Source organism: Streptomyces sp. 147326 (assembly GCF_045000215.1).
Lineage (GTDB): Bacteria > Actinomycetota > Actinomycetes > Streptomycetales > Streptomycetaceae > Streptomyces.
The window spans coordinates 3,283,579-3,301,845 of sequence record NZ_CP134201.1 but is presented as its reverse complement, the minus strand read 5'-3'; the positions used below and the strand labels follow the sequence as shown (position 1 = coordinate 3,301,845).

Sequence of the window (18,267 nt, the reverse complement as noted above, 5' to 3'; positions counted from 1 at the left end):
CCCAGCGAGGGGGAGGGCCGTTCCGGACCCCACGGAACGAGAGGCCGCTCAGATGGAGACGACGAGCAGTAGCCGGGTCGGGGCGCAGACCGCCGAGGCACCCGCCACCGCCGCCGCACCCGCGCAGGAACCGCAGACCGATGCGGTGACCGGCGCGCAGACCGACACACAGCCGCAGGAGGCCGCCGCACCCGGCTCGGCCGCCCGGCGGACGGCCGAGGGCTTCCTGGCCGCAGACTTCCCCTGGTACGGGCTGGACGGGGCCTTCAGCGGCCCCCGCTGGCTGATGCAGGTCGGCACCGCCGCCGACGGGACCGTGGAGCACGGCTCCACCGGTCACGGCGACGAGCCGTCCGCCCGGGGCGAGATCGCCACCGGCGAGAAGGAACGCTTCGCGGTGGTCATCACCGTGGCGAGCAACCCGCTGCGCCGCAGCGCCGACGGCACCGGCGTCCTGGAGGCCACCTCGGTCTCCTCGGCGGCCTGGCTGGCCGGCTCCGGGCTGCTGGCCTACAGCTGGCCCGGGCAGATGGACCACTCCCTGCGCGACGACTGGCTCGACCAGCAGACCGAGGCCGCGTGGGAGCTCGCGGACGACCTCGCCGGGGACGACTGGTCGACGCTGTCGCTGCCGGTCGACGGGGAGCCGACGCCGTTCCACTACCGGGAGTCGGAGTTCGGCTGGGTGCTCGCGGGTTCCACTGGGAGCGGGGTGCACCTGGGCGCGTACGGGCGGGGGATGAGCGCGTACGGGCTCGGGTTCTCGGCGATCGCGGACCTCGGCACGTACGAGTAGCAGCCGGGCGAGCATGCGGAAGGGCACCGCCGATCGGCGGTGCCCTTTGCGCTGTGCGGCCCGTGCGGGCCCCGGTCGGCTAGAACTTGTTCCGGGGGGTGATGCCCAGGGACATGCCCGAGAGACCGCGGGTGCGGCCGCCGAGCTTGCCGGCGATGGCGCGCAGGGCCGCGCCGGCCGGGGAGTCGGGGTCGGACAGGACGACCGGCTTGCCCTCGTCGCCGCCCTCGCGCAGGCGGACGTCGATCGGGATCGAGCCCAGCACCGGCACCGTCGCGCCGACCGTCTTGGTCAGCCCGTCGGCGACCTTCTGGCCACCGCCCGAGCCGAAGACGTCCACCATCTCGTCGCAGTGCGGGCACGGCAGGCCCGACATGTTCTCGACGACGCCGACGATCTTCTGGTGGGTCTGCACGGCGATCGAGCCGGCCCGCTCCGCGACCTCGGCCGCGGCCTGCTGCGGGGTGGTGACGACCAGGATCTCGGCGTTCGGCACCAGCTGGGCCACCGAGATCGCGATGTCGCCGGTGCCCGGCGGCAGGTCCAGCAGCAGGACGTCCAGGTCGCCCCAGAACACGTCCGCCAGGAACTGCTGCAGTGCTCGGTGGAGCATCGGGCCGCGCCACACCACCGGGGCGTTGCCCGGGGTGAACATGCCGATGGAGATGACCTTCACGCCGTGCGCCGACGGCGGCATGATCATGTTCTCGACCTGGGTGGGACGGCCGTCCACACCCAGCATGCGCGGCACGCTGTGGCCGTAGATGTCGGCGTCGACCACGCCGACCTTCAGACCGTCGGCCGCCATCGCCGCGGCCAGGTTGACCGTGACCGAGGACTTGCCGACACCGCCCTTGCCGGACGCGACCGCGTACACGCGGGTCAGCGAGCCCGGCTTGGCGAAGGGCACCTCGCGCTCGGCGGTGCCGCCGCGCAGGGTGGCCGCCAGGTCCTTGCGCTGCTCGTCGCTCATCACGTCGAGGGAGACGGCGACCGAGGTGACGCCCGCGACCTTCTCGACGGCCTCGGTGACGTTCTTGGTGATGGTCTCGCGCATGGGGCAGCCCGACACCGTGAGGTAGACGGTGACGGCGACCGCGCCGCCGTCGCCGATCTCCACCGATTTCACCATGCCGAGCTCGGTGATCGGCCGGTGGATCTCGGGGTCGTTCACCGTCGCCAGAGCGTCCAGGATCGCGTCCTGCTCAGGCACGGCGGCGGAGCTTGTGTCGGTAGCCATGCCCCGATGGTACGGCTCGGTAGCACGGCTCAGGAAAGCCCGTCAGCGGTCGCCTTCATCACGTTCCGCCGGGAATAGGCGCCGCTCGTCCATCTCCTTGATCAGGTCCTGGAACTCGGACCTGATCCAGTCGCGCGTGGCGACCTCGCCCAGGCCCATCCGCAGGGCCGCGATCTCGCGGGTCAGGTACTCCGTGTCGGCGATGGAGCGCTCGTTCTGCTTGCGGTCCTGCTCCAGGTTCACCCGGTCGCGGTCGTCCTGCCGGTTCTGCGCGAGCAGGATCAGCGGAGCGGCGTAGGAGGCCTGGAGCGACAGCATCAGCGTCAGGAAGATGAAGGGGTACTTGTCGAACCTGAGATCGTCCGGCGCGAAGATGTTCCACAGCACCCAGACCACGATGACCAGGGTCATCCAGACGATGAACCGGCCCGTGCCGAGGAACCGTGCCACCTTCTCCGACAGCCGCCCGAAGGCCTCCGGGTCGTACTCGGGCAGCAGCGAGCGGCGCGGCGCGCGCGGCAGGTCCAGTCGCACCCGCGACCGGGTCAGCGCGCTCGACCCGGTCGACGTGGCGGCCTTGGCCCGCTCCGTCCGCTCGCCGGCCTCCACCGACAGCCCGTGCTCGCGGGCCTGCAGCCGTGCCTGTTCGCGCCGCTCCCGGATCTGCTCGCGGCGCCGCTCGCGCGCCTGCTCGCCGCGCCCCCGGTCGAAGCGCCCTCTCTCATTGGCCACCCACGGCCTCCTCGGAATGGAATTCCGTCTCCCGCCAGTCGTCCGGCAGCAGGTGGTCCAGCACGTCGTCGACCGTCACCGCGCCCAGCAGGGAGCCGCTCTCGTCGACCACCGGCACCGCGACCATGTTGTAGGCGGCCAGGTGCGTGGTCACCGCGGGCAGCGAGGCGTCCGGCCGCAGCGGCGGCAGGTCCGTGTCCACGATCGAGCTGACCAGCGTGAACGGCGGGTCCCGCAGCAGCCGCTGGAAGTGCACCGTGCCCAGGTACTTGCCCGTGGGCGTCTCGTCCGGCGGCCGGCACACGTACACCTGCGCCGCCAGGGCCGGCGAGAGGTCCGCCTGCCGTACGCGGGCCAGCGCGTCCGCGACCGTCGCGTCCGGCCGCAGCACGATCGGCTCGGTGGTCATCAGGCCGCCCGCGGTGTTCTCCTCGTAGGAAAGCAGGCGGCGCACATCGGCGGCGTCGTCCGGCTGCATCAGCGTCAGCAGCCGCTCCTTGTCGTCCTCCGGCAGCTCGGAGAGCAGGTCGGCCGCGTCGTCCGGGTCCATCGCCTCCAGGACGTCGGCGGCGCGCTCCTCCTTCAGCTTGCCGAGGATCTCCACCTGCTCGTCCTCCGGCAGCTCCTCCAGCACGTCCGCGAGCCGGTCGTCGTCGAGGGCGTTGGCCACCTCGGCGCGCCGCTTCGGCGTCAGGTGGTGGAGCACGTTCGCCACGTCGGCCGGGCGCATCTGCTCGAAGGTGGCGACCAGGTTCTCGGCGCCCTGCCCGTGCTCCTCCAGCGAGAAGCCCGTCACCGCCGACCACTCCACCGTCAGCGTCTCGCCCCGCCGGCGCAGCGCCCCCGACTTGCCCTTCCGCACGAAGATCCGGTCGATCTCCCAGTCGCGGCGGGCCGGCAGCTGCTGGATGGCCACGTCGAGGACGGTGACCTCCTCGCCGCTGCCGACCAGCGTCACGCGGCGGTCCAGCAGCTCGCCCAGGACCAGCCGCTCGGTGGGGCGCTGCTCGAAGCGCCGCATGTTGACGACGCCGGTGGTGATGACCTGCCCGGACTCCACGCCCGTGACGCGGGTCATCGGCAGGAAGATCCGGCGCCGGCTGACCACCTCGACGACCAGGCCCAGCAGTCGCGGCGGGCGGCCGCCGACGCGCAGCATCGCGACCAGGTCGCGGACGCGCCCGACCTGGTCGCCGTTGGGATCGAAGACGGGCACACCCGACAGATGCGAGACGAAGATCCGCGGGGCGCCTGCAGCCATCCGAGCGCCTCCTAGAGCGTCCATCAACAGTCGTACGGGCCCTCAGGCTAGCCCGTGCCGCGAGGAAGCGTCCTGGTGGGCGGTCCGCCCGGGGTCCGGCGGGGTCCGCCCCCCTCACCTGGGGCGCGGTCGCGGGCGGCGGCGTACGGGCGGGTACGCTGCCTGCTGCTCGCAGACGACCGACGAGAGGCACCTGCCCGTGACCGCCTACTTCCCCGCCGCGCGGCTGCGCCGGGCCGCCTTCATCGGTGTCTTGTGCGCGGGTCTCGCCGTCACCGGTACGGGCTGCGGGGAGGACCCCGACGAGGGCACGAACGGTGTCGGCAAGCTCTCCGCGGACAAGATCGAGGCGAAGGCGAAGGCGGCTGCGACGGAGGCCGACTCGGTGCACCTGTCGGGCACGCTGGTGAGCGGCGGCAAGTCCTTCACCCTCGACATGCGGCTGAAGTCGGACGGCGGCTCCGGCGAGGTGAAGTCGAAGGACGACACCTTCCAGCTGCTGCGCGTGGGCGAGCAGCTGTACCTGAAGGCGAGCGCGGCGTTCTGGGGGCAGTCCGACTCGGCCGGCAAACTCGGCGACAAGTACGTGAAGGTGCCCGAGGGCGACCCCTCGTACAAGCAGTTCCGCGGCTTCACCGACATGGACGTGCTGCTGGACGGGCTGCTCGGACTGGAGGGCAAGCTCGCCAAGGGCTCGTACACCAAGGTCGGGCACACCCGCGCGGTCCAGGTCACGGCGGACGCGGGCAAGGGCGGCAAGCTCTCGGTATCCTTGGAGGGGACCCCGTACCCGCTGCTCATGGAGCGCGCCGGCGGCGCCGGCCGGGTTGAACTCGCGGAGTGGGGCCAGCCGTTCCAGCTGGACCCGCCCGCGCAGGACCAGACGGTCGACTACGGCACCCAGCTGCCGACGACGAAGGACCAGAGCGGCGAGCCCGCCCCAGCCCCTTCCAAGGGCTCCGGCCAGGGCGCGAACCCCACCAAGCCTTAAGCCGCCCCCGGGATCCCGGCTTCGTCACGTCCCGAAATCCCTGTGCATGCCCCCGCGAGGTGCCTCCGGCCTGCCGGAAGGGACACGGGCGCGACAAGGTGACCCCCACCACCCCCCACCAGCGGGAGGAACCGTGACCCGCAAGATCAAGAAGAACTCCGTCCGTCTCTGCATCGCGGCGATCGCGGCGTCGGCCGCGGCGGCTGCGGGAGGAGACGTACTCCCCGCCACGACGGCGACCGCGGCCCCGACCACCGGGGTGAACGCCGCCCCGTTCGCGGAAGATCCCGATGCGGACGGCGACACGGGCGAGGCAGACTCCGACGCAGACCCGGAGAGCTCCGAAGAGATGACCCGCCCGGGGGCCCCGACGGAGGAGCCGACGGACCCCCCGGAGGAGCCGACGGAGCCCCCGGAGGAGCCGACGGAGCCCCCGGCGGAGCCGCCCACAGAGCCGCCGGCGGAGCCGCCGACGGAGCCGCCGACGGAGCCGCCCACGGAGCCGCCCACAGAGCCGCCGACGGAGCCCCCGACGGAGCCGGAGCACCCTGAATTCCCCACCAAGGCCCCGCCGAACCCTTACGAGCCGGAGGACCCCCCCGGCGGAGAGTGACGGCAACCCCGGCCGTCGGCAGGGGCGGCGGAGCGGTCCGCCGGAACGCCCTAACTCCGGGCGGCCTTCTTGCGCTTGAGCAGGAGCTTCGGCAGGTGCGCCGGGATCGGGCGGCGGGTGATCGCCGGGGACGCGAGCGGGGCCGCGGCCAGCGAGCCGCCGGGCAGCTCGGAAACCGACTCCGGCTCCAGCCGCAGCAGCCGGCACTCCCGCGCCCACCGCTCCGTCATGTCCTCGGAGTCGGGCGCGTTCAGCCGCTTGCCCTTGAGCTCGGCCACCGCCGCCGCCCACTCCTCGCCGCGCGGCGGGAGCTCGCGCACGGTCGCCGTCCAGGCCACCAGCCGGCCGCCCTTGTCCTTGCTCCGCACGGTCACCTCGGCGGCCGCGCCGTCCGCGAGCCCCGGGAACGGCTGCTCGCCGGGCCCGTCGCCCAGGACGTGGGCCGCGCCGTCCACCCAGGCGTGCCACAGGGCGCGGTCGGCCCCGGCGCCGCGGACCCAGATCAGGCCGGACTTCTTGGTGGCCTCCTCGACGAGGGCCAGGTCGAGCGTGCTGAGAGTCATGCGGACAGGGTAGGGGGTCGCTCCGCGCGCCCTACAGCCAGCCGTGGCGGCGCAGCGCGCGGTGGATGGTGAAGCAGGAGGCGGCGATCGCGGCCATCACCATCGGGTAGCCGTAGCGCCAGTGGAGCTCGGGCATGTGCTCGAAGTTCATCCCGTAGACCCCGCAGATCATCGTCGGCACGGCGATGATCGCCGCCCACGAGGTGATCTTGCGCATGTCCTCGTTCTGGGCGACCGTCGCCTGCGCGAGGTTGGCCTGCAGGATCGAGTTCAGCAGCTCGTCGAAGCCCATCACCTGCTCGTGCACCCGCGCCAGGTGGTCGGCGACGTCCCGGAAGTACTTCTGGATGTCCGGGTCCACCAGCCGCATCGGCCGCTCGCTCAGCAGCTCCATCGGGCGCAGCAGCGGCGAGACCGCCCGCTTGAACTCCAGCACCTCGCGCTTGAGCTGGTAGATGCGGCCCGCGTCGCCGCCGCGCGTACTGCCCTTGGCGGGGGCGGCGAAGACGTCGCTCTCCACCTCGTCGATGTCGTCCTGCACCGCAGCCGCGACCGCGATGTACCCGTCGACGACGTGGTCGGCGATGGAGTGCAGGACCGACGAGGGGCCCTTGGCGAGGAGGTCGGGGTCGCCCTGGAGCCGGTGCCGCAGCCCCTTGAGGGAACCCTGGCCGCCGTGCCGCACGGTGATCACGAAGTCGGGGCCGGTGAAGCACATCACCTCGCCCGTCTCCACGATCTCGCTGGTGGCGGTCAGTTCGGCGTGCTCGACGTAGTGGATCGTCTTGAAGACGGTGAAGAGCGTGTCGTCGTAGCGCTCCAGCTTCGGACGCTGGTGCGCGTGCACCGCGTCCTCCACGGCCAGCGGGTGCAGTCCGAAGGTGGCGGCGATCCCCGCGAACTCGGCCCCGGTCGGCTCGTGCAGACCGATCCACGCGAAGCCGCCGTCCTCGCGGACCCGGCGGATCGCCTCACGGGGCGTCAGGCACGCCGGCCCCAGCATCCGCCGGCCGTCGCGGTACACGGCGCAGTCGACCACCGCGCTGCTCGCCGACGGGTCACGGGTGGTGTCGTAGCCGGGCTGGGCGGGGGTGGACTTGCGCAGCGACGGGCGGACGGCCGCACGCAGGTAGGGCAGCATCGACATGGCAGGCTCCTTCGCACGCACGGCTGCGGACCGTACGGGTGGGAGACCCTCCGGGGCCGCGGGCGGGCAGGCCCGGGCGCGGGGGAGGGAACAGGACGGGAGGACAAAGTTCTGCCGTCGCTCTTCTACTGATCAGGAGATCAGACGGGGCGGGAAGCACCCGTCACAGAAGCGGAAGAGCGATTGGTACTGCACGATCGACTTCGATCCATTGCAGCCCCACCTCCTCCGGCCGGTCCCCCGTGGGGGAGGTCCTGTCTCCGGGGTGCCGGGCATGCTTCGGCATGCGGCCCCGAACAGCTGTCAACACTATCAGCCGACGGATGGTCAAGACCCGCCCTTTACCCGCCTGATACGAGTTCTATGCTCGCTCCATGGCAGAAATTCTGGCCCTCGTCGAAGCCCGGCTCCGTTCCGCGTTCGGTGAACCCGACGCACGCGCCGCCGTCACCTTCCTGGGCACCGACCGCATCGAGGTACTCCGTTTCGCCGAGGGAGACCTCGTGCGGTACGCGACCCTCGGGATGTCCGCGCACCCGATGACCGATCCGACCGCCGTGGTCGCCGACCCCGTACGGGGCCCGCGCGCCGAGCTGGTGCTGACCGTACGGGGAGGACTGGCGCCCACCGACAAACTGCTCCGGCCGCTCGCGGTGCTGGCCGCGTCCCCGCAGGTCGAGGGGCTCATCGTGGCCCCCGGGGCCTCGCTGGACGTGGGCGATCCGCTCTGGGACGGCGCACCCTTCAGCTCCGTCCTCGTGGCGGAACCCGGCGGTCTGGTGGAGGACCTGGAGCTCGACGAGCCCATGGATCCCGTGCAGTTCCTGCCCCTGCTGCCCATGACGGCGAACGAGGCCGCCTGGAAGCGGGTGCACGGCGCGGCCGCCCTCCAGGAACGATGGCTCGCGCGCGGAACGGACCTGCGGGATCCTTTGCGTACCGCTGTCGCACTGGACTGACGGCCCGGACGGGTGAGCGCGCCTTGACTGGCGGCCGGGCGGGGAGGAGCGTGGCTTCTTATGAGGGGTGAACCAAGTTGCCCGAAGTGCGGTGGCCGGGTCAGGGCGCCCGGACTCTTCTCCGACTCCTGGCAGTGCGCGCTGCACGGCGCTGTCCACCCCCTGCAACCCGTCATCCCGCCCAGTGTCGAAGGCCTGGGCGTCGTCGCGCACCGGTCCCGGGTTCCGGTGTGGATGCCCTGGCCGCTGCCGGTGGGGTGGTTGTTCACGGGGATCGCGTCCGCCGGTGACGACCGCAGTGGCGGCCGGGCGACGGCCGTGGCCTGCTCCGGCCCCGGCCCGCTGGGGGGAATCGGCGAGCTGGTCCTGGTCGCCGAGGAGCTGGGCGTGGGCCTCGGCACGCGGTACGCGGGCATCGACGGGCCCGACCCCGGCCCCTACATCAACGTCTCGTCACCGCCCCACGCCAAGGTCGTCGCCGCGGGCCGCCCGACCCCGCTGTGGCACCTGAACGGAGCCCCGGACGACCGGGCCGTCTTCGCGGGGGAGGCGAGGGGCCTGTGGCTCTGGGCCATCGTCTGGCCGGAGCAGTCCGGCCTCCTCATGTACGACGAGCTCGTCCTCACCGATCTCCGCGACGCGGGAGCGGAGGTCGAGCTCCTTCCTTGCGGGGCCCTGAGCCCGCGCATCCTGGGCCCCGCGTAGACCGTCCGCAACGGATCAGCGGGCCCCCCGGCCCGGTTATCCTGGAGTGTCCCCCCGTCCGTACGACCTCTGGAGCTCGGCTGTGCGCATCGACCTGCACGCCCACTCCACGGCTTCCGACGGTACGGACACCCCCGCCGAGCTCGTGCGCAACGCCGCCGCCGCGGGGCTCGACGTGGTCGCGCTGACCGACCACGACACCGTGGGCGGATACGGCGAGGCCCTCGCAGCCCTTCCCGCCGGGCTGACCCTGGTGACCGGGGCCGAGCTGTCCTGCCGGCTCGACGGGACCGGCGTGCACATGCTCGCGTACCTCTTCGACCCCGAGGAGCCGGAGTTCGCCCGCGAGCGGGAGCTCGTCAGGGACGACCGGACCCCGCGCGCCCGGACCATGGTGGACAAGCTGCGGGCGCTCGGCGTCGACGTCACCTGGGAGCAGGTGGCCCGGATCGCCGGTGAGGGATCGGTCGGCCGGCCGCACGTCGCCACCGCCCTGGTCGAGCTGGGCGTCGTGCCCACCGTCTCGGACGCCTTCACGCCCGACTGGCTCGCCGACGGCGGCCGCGCGTACGCCGAGAAGCACGAGCTCGACCCCTTCGACGCGATCCGCCTGGTCAAGGCGGCCGGCGGCGTCACCGTCTTCGCGCACCCCGCCGCCGTCAAGCGCGGCCGGTGCGTGCCCGAGTCCGCGATAGCCGAGCTGGCGGCCGCGGGCCTGGACGGCATCGAGGTGGACCACATGGACCACGACGCCGGCACCCGCGCACGGCTGCGCGGTCTGGCGGCCGACCTCGGACTGCTGACCACCGGGTCCAGCGACTACCACGGCAGCCGCAAGACCTGCCGCCTCGGGGAGTACACGACCGACCCCGAGATCTACGGCGAGATCACGCGCCGCGCGACCGGGGCCTTCCCGGTGCCCGGTGCCGGCGGACGCGAGCGCTGACCGGCCCCTCCCGGCCCGCTCCACCCGTCCCACACCTTTTTCTTCGCGACACCCCTCTCTCCTGCAAGGCATCACTGTGTTTGATTTCGCCGTCTTCGGATCCCTATTTCTCACGCTTTTTGTGATTATGGACCCCCCGGGGATCACGCCGATCTTCCTCGCCCTGACCTCCGGCCGCCCCGTCAAGGTGCAGCGCCGCATGGCCTGGCAAGCCGTCTGCGTGGCCTTCGGTGTCATCGCGGTCTTCGGCATCTGCGGTCAGCAGATCCTGGACTACCTGCACGTCTCCGTCCCGGCGCTGATGATCGCCGGTGGTCTGCTGCTCCTGCTCATCGCGCTGGACCTGCTCACCGGCAAGAACGACGAGCCGAAGCAGACCAAGGACGTGAACGTGGCCCTGGTGCCGCTGGGCATGCCGCTGCTGGCCGGTCCCGGTGCGATCGTGTCCGTCATCCTGGCCGTGCAGAAGGCGGACGGGCCCTCCGGCCAGGTCTCCGTCTGGGCCGCGATCATCGCCATGCACGTCGTTCTGTGGATCACCATGCGCTACTCGCTGGTGATCATCCGGGTCATCAAGGACGGCGGAGTCGTCCTCGTGACGCGGCTCGCGGGCATGATGCTCTCGGCGATCGCCGTGCAGCAGATCATCAACGGCGTGCTCCAGGTCGTACAGGGCTCCTGACCCGACGACCCGCTCATGCGAACGCCCCCGCACCGGATCGGTGCGGGGGCGCGAACGTTTTCGTGCGGGCGTCAGATGGACGCACTCTCGGCCGGTCGGATCAGAATGCGCTGGCCGACGGCTGCGGCCTGCTGCACGATCCGGTTGACGGAGGCCGCGTCCACGACGGTGCTGTCCACGGCAGATCCGTCGACGTCGTCCAGGCGCAGAATCTCGAAGCGCATGGGGCTTCTCCCTTCGTCAGTGTTTCTCCTTGCACTGGTTCAACGAAGTGTAGGCCGCAATCATTCCCTACGCTAAGGAAATTTTTTCACTCGCTAAGGACTAGCCGGTGCAGGCGTCCCAGAAGGCGGCCAGCGCGGCGGCCGTGACGGCCGGATCCTCGGCGTTCGGAGAGTGCCCCGTCCCCGGGACGACCACCCGCTCGGCGCCGAGGCGCCGGGCCATCTCGTCCATCAGCGGGACCGGCCACGCGTCGTCGACGGCTCCGGACAGGACCAGCTTCGGCAGTCCGGTCCGGCTCAGCTCCGCCACCCGGTCGGGCTCGGAGATCAGCACCCGGCCCGTGACGATCAACTGCTCGGGAACGGTCGCCACCCACCGCGCGCGCAGGAACTCCGCCAGCTCGGCGGAGTCCGCCGCCGCGTCCTGCGGATCGTAGGCACGCATCGCCGCCCAGATGGCGGGCATGTCCCCGCCCATCGCCTCCAGCGCCGCCACCAGCAGCTTCGTACGTGCCTGCTGCTCCTCGCTGATCGCAGCCGGCCCGCTGCTCAGCAGGGTGAGCGAGGCGAAGGGCGACGGGTCGCGCAGCACCGCGGCGCGCGAGATCAGCCCGCCGAGGGAGTGGCCGACCAGGTGCACGCGGTCAGATCCCAGGGCGCGGGTCTGCGCGAGCACGTCCTGCGCCAGCTCCTCCCGGGCGTACGCCGGCTCCTCGCGCGGGCCCGGCGTCTCGTACTGGCCGCGCCCGTCGACGGCGACCACCCGGTACCCGGCGGCGGCCAGCGGCTCCAGGAGGCCGATGAAGTCCTCCTTGCTGCCCGTGAAACCGGGGACCAGCAGGGCGGTGCCGCGGACGGGCTCACCGGCTTCGTGCACGGCGAACACGCCGCGGTCGGTGGTGAGGCGGTACGCGCGGGCGGCGGAGGGCAGGGTGAGGCGCGGCGGCTTGCTCATGGGCCAGAGGTTACCGGCCCGTAGCTTTCCGGCGCAGCCTCCCCCCGGACGCCCCCACCGGGTACGCCGACGGCCCCGGCCCCCTCGGAAGGGGAACGGGGCCGCCGGTGCGGTGCTCGGATGCGCTTACGCCTCCGGGGCGGCCGCGACCTTGCGGGTGCGGGTGCGCTTCGGCTTCGCCGGCGCCTCCTCGGCCACGGCGGCGGCCTCGGCGACCGGAGCGGCCTCCGCGACCTTGCGCGTACGGGTCCGCTTCGGCTTGACCGGAGCCTCCTCCGCCACCGCGACGGCGGCGGCCTCGGTGACCGGAGCGGCCTCGGCGACCTTGCGGGTCCGGGTGCGCTTCGGCTTGACCGGAGCCTCCTCGGCCACGGCGGTGACCTCGGCGACCGGAGTCACCGGGGCGGCAGCGGCCTTGCGGGTGCGCCGCGCCTTCACCGGCTCGACGGGCGGAGCCATCTGGAAGTCCGGCTCCGGGGTCGTCTCCACGACCTTGCGCGGGCGCCGGGCCCGGACGGGTGCGGGCTCGACGGGCGCGGCCATCTGGAAGTCCGGCTCCGGGGCGCTCTCCACGACCTTGCGGGTGCGGGTGCGCCGCGGCTTGGCCGGGGCCTCCTCGGCGACCGGGGTCACCACGGCCACGGGGGCCACGGGGGCCTCGGTCACCGCGGCCGGTGCGGCCTGAACGGTCTCCACGGCCTGAGCCGGCACCGAGCCCACACGGGTGCGGCGGCGGCGCGGCCGGCGCGGCTCGTCGGCGGCCGGAGCCGTCGGCGCGTCCACCACGGGGGTGACGGCGGCGGCCTCGGCGCCCTCGGCGAGCTCCGTACCGCCACGGGTACGGCGGCGCTGACGCGGCGTGCGGGTGCGCGCGGGGCGCTCCTCGGTCACGACGGCGGCAGTGGCCGGACCGGAGCGGCCGCCACGGCCTCCGCGGCCGCCGGTCTCGCCCAGGTCCTCCAGGTCCTCGGCCTTCAGGCCGGCCCGCGTGCGCTCGGCGCGCGGCAGGGTGCCCTTGGTGCCGGCCGGGATGTTCATCTCCTCGAACAGGTGCGGGGACGTGGAGTACGTCTCGACCGGGTCGTGGAAGTCCAGCTCCAGCGCCTTGTTGATCAGCTGCCAGCGCGGGATGTCGTCCCAGTCGACCAGGGTGACGGCGATGCCCTTCTTGCCCGCGCGGCCGGTGCGGCCCACACGGTGCAGGAAGGTCTTCTCGTCCTCCGGCGTCTGGTAGTTGATGACGTGGGTGACACCCTCGACATCGATGCCGCGCGCGGCGACGTCGGTGCACACCAGCACGTCGACCTTGCCGTTGCGGAACGCGCGCAGGGCCTGCTCGCGCGCACCCTGGCCCAGGTCGCCGTGGACGGCGCCCGAGGCGAAGCCGCGCTTCTCCAGCTGCTCGGCGATGTCGGCCGCCGTGCGCTTGGTACGGCAGAAGATCATGGCCAGGCCGCGGCCCTCGGCCTGCAGGATCCGGGAGACGAGCTCCGGCTTGTCCATGTTGTGCGCACGGAAGACGTGCTGCGTGGTGTTGGCGACGGTCGCGCCCTCGCCGTCCTCGGAGACGGCGCGGATGTGGGTCGGCTGCGTCATGTACCGGCGGGCCAGGCCGATGACCGCGCCCGGCATGGTCGCCGAGAACAGCATCGTCTGACGCTTCGGCGGCAGGTAGCTCATGATCCGCTCGACGTCGGGCAGGAAGCCCAGGTCGAGCATCTCGTCGGCCTCGTCCAGGACGAGGGCCCGGACGTGCGACAGGTCGAGCTTCTTCTGCCCGGCCAGGTCGAGCAGGCGGCCCGGGGTGCCGACGATGATGTCGACGCCCTTGTTGAGCGCCTCGACCTGGGGCTCGTACGCGCGGCCGCCGTATATGGCGAGGACGCGGACGTTGCGGACCTTGCCCGCGGTCAGGAGGTCGTTGGTGACCTGGGTGCACAGCTCGCGGGTCGGAACCACCACGAGGGCCTGCGGGGCGTTGGTCAGCTGCTCGGGCGTGGCCCGGCCCGCCTCGACGTCCGCGGGGACGGTGACCCGCTCCAGCAGGGGAAGGCCGAAACCGAGCGTCTTGCCGGTACCGGTCTTGGCCTGGCCGATGACGTCCGTGCCGGAAAGGGCGACGGGGAGGGTCATCTCCTGGATCGGGAAGGGGGACACGATGCCGACGGCCTCAAGGGCTTCGGCCGTCTCGGGAAGGATCCCGAGGTCTCGGAACGTAGTCAGGGTGCTGCCTCTTCTGTGAGACGCGGCGCGAGGCGGCGAGGGGGGGTCGTACCGTGCCGTGCTTGCAGTACTGCTACGTACGAAGCTGCGCGGGACCACTAGCCTTCGCTCAGGCGCATCTGCCGCTGAGGGGGCCCCTCGTGCGGAGGCGGTACGCATGAACGTACGCACCACACCGAGGGCGGTCGGTTGGAGCCGATCGGGCCACCGACCGGGCATCCTCATTCGGATGGCCCGCCGAGTCTTCGGCAGGCGCATTACCACTGTACCCCGGAATCGCGCAGCTGTGTCGGGTGAATTCACCGGGTAGACGCGTTTAGCTGGACAGGCAGTCAACCGGCATGGTGCCTTGAAGGGCCATTCGGCGGGCTATTGTGCGGAGCATGTCGACCGTAGAAAACGCCTCGCCCGCCGACGACAGCGCACCCGCCGAAGCCGTCGGAATCGCTTCCCAGGACTGGGCGACCGCATCTGCCTCGCCGCAGTACCGGGCCGCCGTCGTGGACCTGCTCGGCGCGCTCGCGTACGGAGAGCTCGCGGCCTTCGAGCGCCTCGCGGAGGACGCGAAGCTCGCGCCCACCCTGGACGACAAGGCCGAGCTCGCCGCGATGGCCTCCGCCGAGTTCCACCACTTCGAGCGGCTGCGGGACCGGCTCACGGCCATCGAGACCGAGCCCACCGCCGCCATGCAGCCCTTCGCCAAGGGGGTCGACGACTTCCACCGCCAGACCGCTCCCTCGGACTGGCTGGAGGGCCTGGTCAAGGCGTACGTCGGCGACTCCATCGCCAGCGACTTCTACCGCGAGGTCGCCTCCCACCTGGACAACGACACCCGCGCGCTCGTGCTCGGAGTGCTCGACGACACCGGCCACGGCAACTTCGCCGTCGAGAAGGTGCGCGCCGCGATCGAGGCGGACCCGCGCTGCGGCGGCCGGCTCGCGCTGTGGGCCCGCCGGCTGATGGGCGAGGCCCTCTCGCAGGCCCAGCGGGTGGTCGCCGAGCGCGACGCGCTCTCGACCATGCTGGTCGGCGGCGTCGACGGAATGGCGGCGGGCTTCGACCTGGCGGCCGTCGGCGAGATGTTCACCCGGATCACCAAGGCGCACACCAAGCGGATGGCCGCCCTCGGCCTCGCCGCCTGACCGGACGCCTCCGTACGCCCCGCAGGGCCGACACGGCTCCAGACGGCTCCATGCAACGGCCCCGGCGCGCATCGTGCGCGCCGGGGCCGGCGTACGTCTGTCAGGGGTTCCCCGGCGGCGGGCCCCCGGAAGGCGGGCCCTCAGCGGTCACCCCCGCGACGGGAGCGAAAACGGAGTCCTGTGCGCGGGCCTGCGGGGCCCGGAGGCCGGACGGAGCAGGAGGGACAGGACCACCGCCGACACGAGCACCCCGCCGACGAAGGTCGCGGTCAGGGTGTTGTGCCCGGGGCCCAGCGCGAAGTGGGTGAGATACGCCCCGAACAGCGCCCCCAGCACCCCGCTGACCAGCACCACTCTCGGGGACGGCAGTCGGCGTGCGAGCACTCGGGCGGCTGTTGCGGACAGGGCGAGGCCCAACAGAGCGGAGCCGAGCACTTCCATCAGCAGCATGAGGTCTCTCCCATACGTCAGGGCAAACCGTGTCACTGCCGTCCTACCCGAAGCGGAAGAAAGAGAAACGGCCCGGTGGAATCAACCACCGGGCCGTTCGCGACAGTTCTCAGAGTGCGCCGAAGCCGACCTTGCGCACGCTCGGCTCACCCAGGTCGACGTACGACAGGCGGTCGGACGGCACCAGGACCTTGCGGCCCTTGTTGTCGGTGAGGCTCAGCAGCGGCTCGTTGCCGGACAGCGCCGCGGTGACGATGCTCTCCAGCTCCTCGGCGCTCAGGTCGCTCTCCAGCACGATCTCCCGGGGTGCGTGCTGCACGCCGATCTTGACCTCCACGGCTTTGTCCCTCCGACGATCCGGTTCGCGCGATCAGCCGCGCCGTACGCGGTCCACATTAGCCCGGAGAGGGGATGCGGACCGCGCAGAGCGGGCACGCTGGCAGCGAACAACGGCCGGTGACGGGGCCGCGGACCGGTCAGGCCGGGTCGGGGCTCGGCTCGGCGCCGTGCAGCGGGAAACCGGCGATACCGCGCCAGGCGAGCGAGGTCAGCAGGCCGACCGCCGTGTCACGGGCGACCGGGCTCTCGCTGGACAGCCAGTAGCGGGCCACGACCTGCGAAACCCCGCCCAGGCCCACGGCCAGCAGCATCGACTCGTCCCGGGACAGGCCGGTGTCCTCGGCGATGACCTCGCAGATGGCCTCGGCGCACTGCAGCGAGACGCGGTCGACGCGCTCGCGCACCGCCGGCTCGTTCGTCAGGTCGGACTCGAAGACCAGCCGGAAGGCGCCGCCCTCCTCCTCCACGTACGCGAAGTACGCGTCCATCGTCGCGGCCACGCGCAGCTTGTTGTCCGTCGTCGACGCGAGCGCGGTGCGCACGGCGAGCAGCAGGGCCTCGCAGTGCTGGTCCAGCAGCGCCAGGTACAGGTCGAGCTTGCCGGGGAAGTGCTGGTACAGCACCGGCTTGCTCACCCCGGCACGCTCGGCGATGTCGTCCATCGCCGCGGCGTGGTATCCCTGCGCGACGAAAACCTCCTGGGCCGCACCCAGGAGCTGGTTGCGCCGGGCTCGGCGCGGCAGTCGCGTGCCCCGCGGACGCGCTGCCTCGGTCTGCTCGATGGCTGTCACGCCGCCTCCCACTTTCTCTAAGAACACAGTGCGCTCTGCGCCGCGCCCGCCATCGTACTTTTCGGTAACCGAATCTGGAGGGTTCAAGCCGAGTTTTCTCGCGGTACGGACGGCCCGGAGGCGCTGGTCAGCGGTCGGTCGGACGCCGGTCAGCGATAGTCGTCCTCGTCCAGCGGCACCACCCGCGCCTGCTCGGCGGCATCGCCGTCCGCGGCCTCGCCCACATCCGCACCGGTGATCGGTTCGTCCTCGTCCGGCCGGAGACCGGCCAGCTGCTCCGCCACATCCGCCTCGGGCGCCTCAGGATCGAGGGTTTCCGGAAACGGCTCCCGGAAGGTGTCCGGCTCCGCAGGGTCGACAGTCATGCCGCTCCCCTCGCTTCCTTGCTCTCACCTATGAGCCTAGGAGGATCGCGGATGCGCCGCTATGCGGATCCGGATCCTCTTGTGTCTGTGACCGCGAACACAGGAAGTGGAACGTGATCGTCTCGTAACATTGCCCGCATGTCTTCGACCGAGCTGCCGGGCGTACGGTCCACCGCCGAGCTGTCCTCCCTGGTGGGAGCCGTGCGGGTGGCCGAGGGAGAGCAGCTGCGCACCGCCGCGCTGCCCGGGCTGGAACTGGCCGTGCGGGTGCGCCCGCCCCTGCGCAACGGCCTGCCGCCCGCGCTGTTCGTGCACGGACTGGGCGGTTCCTCGCAGAACTGGTCGGACCTCATGGCGCAGCTGGCCGACACCGTCGACGGCGAGGCCGTGGACCTGCCCGGCTTCGGCTGGTCCCCGCCGCCCGCCGACCGGGACTACTCCGTCACCGCGTTCGCCCGCGCCGTCATCCGTCACCTCGACGCCGCCGGCCGCGGGCCGGTCCACCTGTTCGGGAACTCCCTCGGCGGCGCCGTCTCCACCCGGGTCGCGGCCGTCCGGCCCGACCTCGTGCGCACCCTCACGCTGGTCTCGCCCGCCCTGCCCGAACTGCGCGTGCAGAAGTCGGCCGTGCCGACCGCGCTGCTCGCCGTACCGGGGGTGGCGGGGCTCTTCAGCCGGTTGACGCGGGGCCTGAGCGCCGAGCAGCGCACCCGTGGGGTGACGGAGCTCTGTTACGGAGACCCCTCCCGGGTGACACCCGAGGGGTTCCGCAACGCCGTGGAGGAGATGGAGCGGCGGATGGCCCTGCCGTACTTCTGGGACGTGATGACCCGCTCCTCGCGCGGCATCGTCGACGCCTACACCCTCGGCGGCCAGCACGGGCTGTGGCGCCAGGCACAGCGGGTTCTCGCGCCGTCCCTGCTGGTCTACGGTGGCCGGGACCAGCTGGTCTCGTACCGTATGGCGCACAAGGCCGCCGCGGCCTTCCGGGGTTCGCGGCTGCTGACCCTGCCCGAGGCCGGGCACGTGGCGATGATGGAGTACCCCGAGGTGGTCGCCGCCGCCTTCCGGGAGCTGCTCCGCGACACCGGCACGGGCGAGGGCGGGACCGACCGAGATACCGAAGACGGCAGAGGCTGACGA

The 18,267-nt window shown here is 72.1% G+C and carries 21 protein-coding genes; 9 read left to right on the top strand and 12 right to left on the bottom strand.

Translation table 11 applies throughout. From position 1 onward, the window contains the following. Positions 1-52: 52 nt before the first annotated feature. The gene (locus tag RIU97_RS14405; protein ID WP_404956805.1) at positions 53-796 is read left to right on the top strand and encodes a hypothetical protein; all 744 of its coding nucleotides are present in this window, start codon (positions 53-55) and stop codon (positions 794-796) included. Between the two features lie 79 nt (positions 797-875). Here the strand turns inward: RIU97_RS14405 and RIU97_RS14400 are convergent, their stop codons facing one another. The 3 genes from RIU97_RS14400 to RIU97_RS14390 all read right to left on the bottom strand — a co-directional run bounded on the left by RIU97_RS14400 (position 876) and on the right by RIU97_RS14390 (position 4,029). Continuing rightward, positions 876-2,036 carry an Mrp/NBP35 family ATP-binding protein gene (locus tag RIU97_RS14400; protein ID WP_404956803.1) on the bottom strand — a complete coding sequence of 387 codons (1,161 nt, stop codon included), beginning with the start codon at positions 2,034-2,036 and terminating at the stop codon, positions 876-878. 42 nt (positions 2,037-2,078) lie between these two features. Then, positions 2,079-2,585, bottom strand: a complete 507-nt coding sequence (locus RIU97_RS14395) for a DUF1003 domain-containing protein (protein WP_383563839.1) — start codon at positions 2,583-2,585, stop codon at positions 2,079-2,081. A gap of 172 nt (positions 2,586-2,757) precedes the next feature. Continuing rightward, positions 2,758-4,029, bottom strand: a complete 1,272-nt coding sequence (locus RIU97_RS14390) for a magnesium transporter MgtE N-terminal domain-containing protein (RefSeq protein WP_401606756.1) — start codon at positions 4,027-4,029, stop codon at positions 2,758-2,760. Positions 4,030-4,228: 199 nt separating this feature from the next. On the opposite strand from RIU97_RS14390, the gene RIU97_RS14385 reads away from it, so the two are divergent. Both RIU97_RS14385 and RIU97_RS14380 read left to right on the top strand, forming a co-directional pair. Beyond that, positions 4,229-5,020, top strand: a complete 792-nt coding sequence (locus tag RIU97_RS14385) for a hypothetical protein (RefSeq protein WP_404956800.1) — start codon at positions 4,229-4,231, stop codon at positions 5,018-5,020. A 133-nt stretch (positions 5,021-5,153) separates the two neighbouring features. Next, positions 5,154-5,633, top strand: coding sequence for a hypothetical protein (locus tag RIU97_RS14380; protein WP_404956798.1), 480 nt, complete (start codon positions 5,154-5,156; stop codon positions 5,631-5,633). Between the two features lie 50 nt (positions 5,634-5,683). On the opposite strand, the gene RIU97_RS14375 is transcribed toward RIU97_RS14380, so the two are convergent. Together RIU97_RS14375 and RIU97_RS14370 are read right to left on the bottom strand one after the other, a co-directional pair. Continuing rightward, positions 5,684-6,196 carry a hypothetical protein gene (locus RIU97_RS14375; RefSeq protein WP_404956796.1) on the bottom strand — a complete coding sequence of 171 codons (513 nt, stop codon included), beginning with the start codon at positions 6,194-6,196 and terminating at the stop codon, positions 5,684-5,686. Positions 6,197-6,227: 31 nt separating this feature from the next. Then, entirely contained in the window at positions 6,228-7,343 is a 1,116-nt protein-coding gene (locus tag RIU97_RS14370; RefSeq protein WP_404956794.1) for a magnesium and cobalt transport protein CorA, read from the bottom strand. A 374-nt stretch (positions 7,344-7,717) separates the two neighbouring features. Between RIU97_RS14370 and RIU97_RS14365 the strand changes: the two genes are divergently transcribed. The 4 genes from RIU97_RS14365 (at position 7,718) to RIU97_RS14350 (ending at position 10,635) form a co-directional block, all read left to right on the top strand. Continuing rightward, the gene (locus RIU97_RS14365; protein ID WP_404956792.1) at positions 7,718-8,302 is read left to right on the top strand and encodes a suppressor of fused domain protein; all 585 of its coding nucleotides are present in this window, start codon (positions 7,718-7,720) and stop codon (positions 8,300-8,302) included. A gap of 60 nt (positions 8,303-8,362) precedes the next feature. After that, the gene (locus tag RIU97_RS14360) at positions 8,363-9,007 is read left to right on the top strand and encodes a DUF6758 family protein (protein ID WP_404956790.1); all 645 of its coding nucleotides are present in this window, start codon (positions 8,363-8,365) and stop codon (positions 9,005-9,007) included. Between the two features lie 82 nt (positions 9,008-9,089). Next, positions 9,090-9,953, top strand: a complete 864-nt coding sequence (locus RIU97_RS14355; RefSeq protein WP_404956788.1) for a PHP domain-containing protein — start codon at positions 9,090-9,092, stop codon at positions 9,951-9,953. 76 nt (positions 9,954-10,029) lie between these two features. Next, complete coding sequence (locus RIU97_RS14350) at positions 10,030-10,635, top strand: MarC family protein (protein ID WP_404956786.1); 606 nt, start codon at positions 10,030-10,032, stop codon at positions 10,633-10,635. 71 nt (positions 10,636-10,706) lie between these two features. Here RIU97_RS14350 and RIU97_RS14345 read toward each other — a convergent pair whose 3' ends face one another. From RIU97_RS14345 to RIU97_RS14335, 3 genes are all read right to left on the bottom strand, one after another. Next, positions 10,707-10,859 (bottom strand): hypothetical protein, encoded by a 153-nt coding sequence (locus RIU97_RS14345; protein WP_199808063.1) that lies wholly within the window; start codon positions 10,857-10,859, stop codon positions 10,707-10,709. A 100-nt stretch (positions 10,860-10,959) separates the two neighbouring features. Next, a complete protein-coding gene (locus RIU97_RS14340) occupies positions 10,960-11,814 on the bottom strand; it encodes an alpha/beta fold hydrolase (protein WP_404956784.1) in 855 nt (284 codons plus the stop codon). A 126-nt stretch (positions 11,815-11,940) separates the two neighbouring features. Continuing rightward, a complete protein-coding gene (locus RIU97_RS14335; protein WP_404956782.1) occupies positions 11,941-14,196 on the bottom strand; it encodes a DEAD/DEAH box helicase in 2,256 nt (751 codons plus the stop codon). Positions 14,197-14,420: 224 nt separating this feature from the next. On the opposite strand from RIU97_RS14335, the gene RIU97_RS14330 reads away from it, so the two are divergent. Further along, complete coding sequence (locus RIU97_RS14330) at positions 14,421-15,179, top strand: ferritin-like fold-containing protein (RefSeq protein ID WP_404956780.1); 759 nt, start codon at positions 14,421-14,423, stop codon at positions 15,177-15,179. 147 nt (positions 15,180-15,326) lie between these two features. Here the strand turns inward: RIU97_RS14330 and RIU97_RS14325 are convergent, their stop codons facing one another. From RIU97_RS14325 to RIU97_RS14310, 4 genes are all read right to left on the bottom strand, one after another. Beyond that, the gene (locus RIU97_RS14325) at positions 15,327-15,629 is read right to left on the bottom strand and encodes a hypothetical protein (protein WP_383562636.1); all 303 of its coding nucleotides are present in this window, start codon (positions 15,627-15,629) and stop codon (positions 15,327-15,329) included. A gap of 109 nt (positions 15,630-15,738) precedes the next feature. Next, on the bottom strand, positions 15,739-15,966 hold the full coding sequence (locus RIU97_RS14320) for a DUF3107 domain-containing protein (RefSeq protein WP_030709995.1): 228 nt from the start codon (positions 15,964-15,966) through the stop codon (positions 15,739-15,741). A 139-nt stretch (positions 15,967-16,105) separates the two neighbouring features. Continuing rightward, entirely contained in the window at positions 16,106-16,759 is a 654-nt protein-coding gene (locus RIU97_RS14315) for a TetR/AcrR family transcriptional regulator (protein ID WP_361770281.1), read from the bottom strand. Positions 16,760-16,908: 149 nt separating this feature from the next. Next, entirely contained in the window at positions 16,909-17,124 is a 216-nt protein-coding gene (locus RIU97_RS14310) for a hypothetical protein (protein WP_404956777.1), read from the bottom strand. A gap of 138 nt (positions 17,125-17,262) precedes the next feature. On the opposite strand from RIU97_RS14310, the gene RIU97_RS14305 reads away from it, so the two are divergent. After that, entirely contained in the window at positions 17,263-18,264 is a 1,002-nt protein-coding gene (locus tag RIU97_RS14305; protein WP_404956775.1) for an alpha/beta fold hydrolase, read from the top strand. Positions 18,265-18,267: the final 3 nt, after the last annotated feature.

Excerpts from the sequence above, each read along its gene's own strand:
- RIU97_RS14325 (WP_383562636.1), bottom strand. The coding sequence starts at position 15,629 with ATGCTGCTGATGGAAGTGCTCGGCTCCGCTCTGTTGGGCCTCGCCCTG.
- RIU97_RS14365 (WP_404956792.1), top strand. The coding sequence starts at position 7,718 with ATGGCAGAAATTCTGGCCCTCGTCGAAGCCCGGCTCCGTTCCGCGTTC.
- RIU97_RS14335 (WP_404956782.1), bottom strand. The coding sequence starts at position 14,196 with ATGCGTACCGCCTCCGCACGAGGGGCCCCCTCAGCGGCAGATGCGCCT.
- RIU97_RS14400 (WP_404956803.1), bottom strand. The coding sequence starts at position 2,036 with ATGGCTACCGACACAAGCTCCGCCGCCGTGCCTGAGCAGGACGCGATC.
- RIU97_RS14360 (WP_404956790.1), top strand. The coding sequence starts at position 8,363 with ATGAGGGGTGAACCAAGTTGCCCGAAGTGCGGTGGCCGGGTCAGGGCG.
- RIU97_RS14305 (WP_404956775.1), top strand. The coding sequence starts at position 17,263 with ATGTCTTCGACCGAGCTGCCGGGCGTACGGTCCACCGCCGAGCTGTCC.
- RIU97_RS14345 (WP_199808063.1), bottom strand. The coding sequence starts at position 10,859 with ATGCGCTTCGAGATTCTGCGCCTGGACGACGTCGACGGATCTGCCGTG.
- RIU97_RS14405 (WP_404956805.1), top strand. The coding sequence starts at position 53 with ATGGAGACGACGAGCAGTAGCCGGGTCGGGGCGCAGACCGCCGAGGCA.
- RIU97_RS14310 (WP_404956777.1), bottom strand. The coding sequence starts at position 17,124 with ATGACTGTCGACCCTGCGGAGCCGGACACCTTCCGGGAGCCGTTTCCG.
- RIU97_RS14370 (WP_404956794.1), bottom strand. The coding sequence starts at position 7,343 with ATGTCGATGCTGCCCTACCTGCGTGCGGCCGTCCGCCCGTCGCTGCGC.
- RIU97_RS14390 (WP_401606756.1), bottom strand. The coding sequence starts at position 4,029 with ATGGCTGCAGGCGCCCCGCGGATCTTCGTCTCGCATCTGTCGGGTGTG.
- RIU97_RS14330 (WP_404956780.1), top strand. The coding sequence starts at position 14,421 with ATGTCGACCGTAGAAAACGCCTCGCCCGCCGACGACAGCGCACCCGCC.
- RIU97_RS14375 (WP_404956796.1), bottom strand. The coding sequence starts at position 6,196 with ATGACTCTCAGCACGCTCGACCTGGCCCTCGTCGAGGAGGCCACCAAG.
- RIU97_RS14340 (WP_404956784.1), bottom strand. The coding sequence starts at position 11,814 with ATGAGCAAGCCGCCGCGCCTCACCCTGCCCTCCGCCGCCCGCGCGTAC.